The sequence below is a fragment of the Dietzia cercidiphylli genome (assembly GCF_014145145.1).
Classification (GTDB): domain Bacteria; phylum Actinomycetota; class Actinomycetes; order Mycobacteriales; family Mycobacteriaceae; genus Dietzia; species Dietzia natronolimnaea.
The window spans coordinates 1-2,592 of record NZ_JAALEA010000287.1; the positions used below are offsets into that span (position 1 = coordinate 1).

The 2,592-nt window shown below is 71.4% G+C and carries 4 protein-coding genes; all 4 read right to left on the minus strand.

What is annotated here, in order from left to right:
- Positions 1–73 precede the first annotated feature (73 nt).
- Genes G6028_RS10760 through G6028_RS10775 form a run of 4 tightly spaced genes read right to left on the minus strand, consistent with a single transcriptional unit; the run spans position 74 to position 2,354 of the window.
- Positions 74–352, minus strand: a complete 279-nt coding sequence (locus G6028_RS10760) for a DUF7218 family protein (RefSeq protein ID WP_182658831.1) — start codon at positions 350–352, stop codon at positions 74–76.
- A 5-nt stretch (positions 353–357) separates the two neighbouring features.
- Entirely contained in the window at positions 358–828 is a 471-nt protein-coding gene (locus G6028_RS10765; RefSeq protein WP_182609930.1) for a heme-binding beta-barrel domain-containing protein, read from the minus strand.
- Positions 829–837: 9 nt separating this feature from the next.
- A complete protein-coding gene (locus G6028_RS10770; RefSeq protein WP_179525618.1) occupies positions 838–1,374 on the minus strand; it encodes a DUF488 domain-containing protein in 537 nt (178 codons plus the stop codon).
- Positions 1,374–2,354: a DUF808 domain-containing protein gene (locus tag G6028_RS10775; protein WP_179525617.1), complete on the minus strand. Its 981-nt coding sequence runs from the start codon at positions 2,352–2,354 to the stop codon at positions 1,374–1,376. Before G6028_RS10775 ends, G6028_RS10770 begins: the two co-directional genes overlap by 1 nt.
- Positions 2,355–2,592 lie beyond the last annotated feature (238 nt).

Genomic DNA, 2,592 nt, shown 5'->3' on the forward strand with positions numbered 1-2,592 from the left:
GCGCTGACGCACCGGGCCACACGCCGACGAGGGTGAGCGCGCGGCCCGCTGAGCCCGGCCCGGTGAGCCCGGCTCAGTGCTCCCGCAACGCCTCGATCAACTCGTCCTTGGTCATGGACGAGCGTCCCTCGATGCCGACCTCCCGGGCGCGGTCGCGGAGCTCGTCGACGGTCCAGTCCTCGTACGAGCCGGCCTTGCCACCCTTGTGGCCGACCTCGGACCGCGATCGCCCGGCCGAGGCGTTGGCGATCCGGGCGGCCTTCTCCTTGCTGGCGCCGTCGTCGCGCAGCGCCTCGTAGACCTTCTCGTCCTTGATGTTCGCGGATCGCCCGTCGTTCTTCTTCTCGGCCACGACGCTCAGACCCGCCGCATATCGGAGTGGAGGTGATGGGTCATCGGCTGTCCGACCGCGGCCATGGCGAAGGTGGTGACCAACCTGTCCCCGGTGAGTTCGTACCGGCGCCTGGTGGCGTCCACCTGCTTGGCGGTGGCGCTGTTGGCCACCCGGGCCTGGAATTCCAGGACGAGCGAGTCCGCCTCGGCCACGACGGTGCCCTCGGCGAGTTCGGTCTGTCCCATGGGCTGCGCCAGGATCAACTCGGCGGTCCCGGCCCCCGGGATGCGCAGATAACCCGTCTCGGTGTGCATGGGGGAGCCGTCCGCGCTCCACGACCGTTGGACGTAGTGCAGGAACGGCTTGCCGACATCAGTGAAGACCACCTCGTCGGTGTACGTGAAGTCCTCGATGGTGGGATACGACCCCGCGCCCTCACCCCTCCAGGTGCCGAGAAGTGCGGCGACGGGGGCGAGGGAGGGTGCCGGTTCCATGCCACGAGCCTAGGCGACGCCGGCGTCCCACACCGGCTGTCCGTGGGCGTCGAGCCGAAGTCCTTCGCTCGGGCTGTGCCCGGTGATCGACCCGCTGTGCATGAGGTGCCCCACGGGGAGGTCGTGGACGGTCGTCGTCACGTCGGCCACGATCCTGCGGTGGCAGCGCCACCACACGGACTCCGAACACATGACCGCGGTCCGACGGGCGCGGGCGTCCCCGACGACCCGGTCCAGGGCCGCGCGGAACCCGGGGGAGCGGGTCCACGCGCTGTAGGCGCGGAACGCCTCGACGCGCCACCAGGTGTCGGGTGAGTCGCGCCGTTGCTCCGCCGTGAGCGTGCGACGGCCCCCGAGTTGCTCCTCCCAGCGGTAGTCGATGCCGAGGTCGCGGGCGAGCTCCGGCACCGCCCCCTGTGCGGCGGCCGAGTTGGCGCGGCTCCCGGGGAATCGACGGATGTCCACCAGGAGTTCGACCCCGGCGCCGGTGAGCAACCCCCCGAGCTCGTCGCCCGCGAGCCGACCGTGCCCCACGGTGAGGAGCATCAGTCCCTCGCGTGACCGGTCCCGGCGGCCTCCGCTGTGGTGGGGGCGGGCCCCGACTCGTCCCGTCGACGGGGGACGACGTGGGCCACGGCCACCACCACCGCGCCGACGACCAGGCCGAACAGCAGCGAGCACACCGTGTTGACCAGCCACCCGAGCACGCTCCCGACGCCTGCCACCGCCGCGGCCGGCTCCTCCAGCAGGTGCACCAGGTGGTACGGGGCGGTCGCCCCGAGCTCGTCCAGTCCCACCAGGAGGATGTGTCCGCCGACCCACAGCATCGCGAGCATCCCGACGAACGAGATCACCTCGAGGACCGTCGGCATCGCCCGGACCAGACCGCTGCCGAACCTCTTCACCCCCGGGGAGTCCCTCCCGGCCAGGTGGAGTCCGATGTCGTCCATCTTGACGATCACCGCCACCACGCCGTAGACGAGCGCGGTGATGAACAGCCCCACCACCACCAGGATCGCCGCGCGGGTCCAGAACGGCTCCTCGGCGACCTCGTTGAGCGCGATCATCATGATCTCGGCGCTGAGGATGAAGTCGGTGGTCACCGCCCCGCGGATCATCCGCTTCTCCGCGTCGGGGCCCTTCTCGACGACTGGCGTGGCCTCCTCGTGGTGGCCGGTGACGCGTTCCCACACCTTCTCCGCGCCCTCGTAGCAGAGGTACGCACCACCGAGCATCAGCAGTGGGGTGAGGATCCACGGGACGAACTGGCTGAGCAGGAGCGCGAAGACGATGATGATGGCCTTGTTGCCCAGGGAACCCGTGGCGATCCGACGGATGATGGGCAGTTCGCGCGACGGCTCCACGTCGCGGACGTACTGCGGGGTCACGGCGGTGTCGTCGACCACCACTCCGGCGGCCTTGACGCTCGCGCGTCCGGAGGCGGCCGCGATGTCGTCGGTACTGGCCGCGGCCATCCGGGCGAGGACGGCGATGTCGTCGAGCAGGGCGGCGAGACCACCGGCCATGGGTACCTCACTGTGGTGGGCGGGAGGGGTCCCCGCCGACGGGACGGCCGACCCGTGCCGGGTCGGATCGTCACAGGGTAGCCCCCTTCGGCCCGCCGCGCCCTCGCAGCCGGTCCGGTCTCAGCCCTCCACCGCGTCCAGGACCCACCTGAGTGTCGACACCCCGGTCCGCCCGAGGTGCAGGGCCACGGCCCGGGAGCCGAGGGGGCCGTCGGCGAGGCCGAGGGTCCTGCGGGCC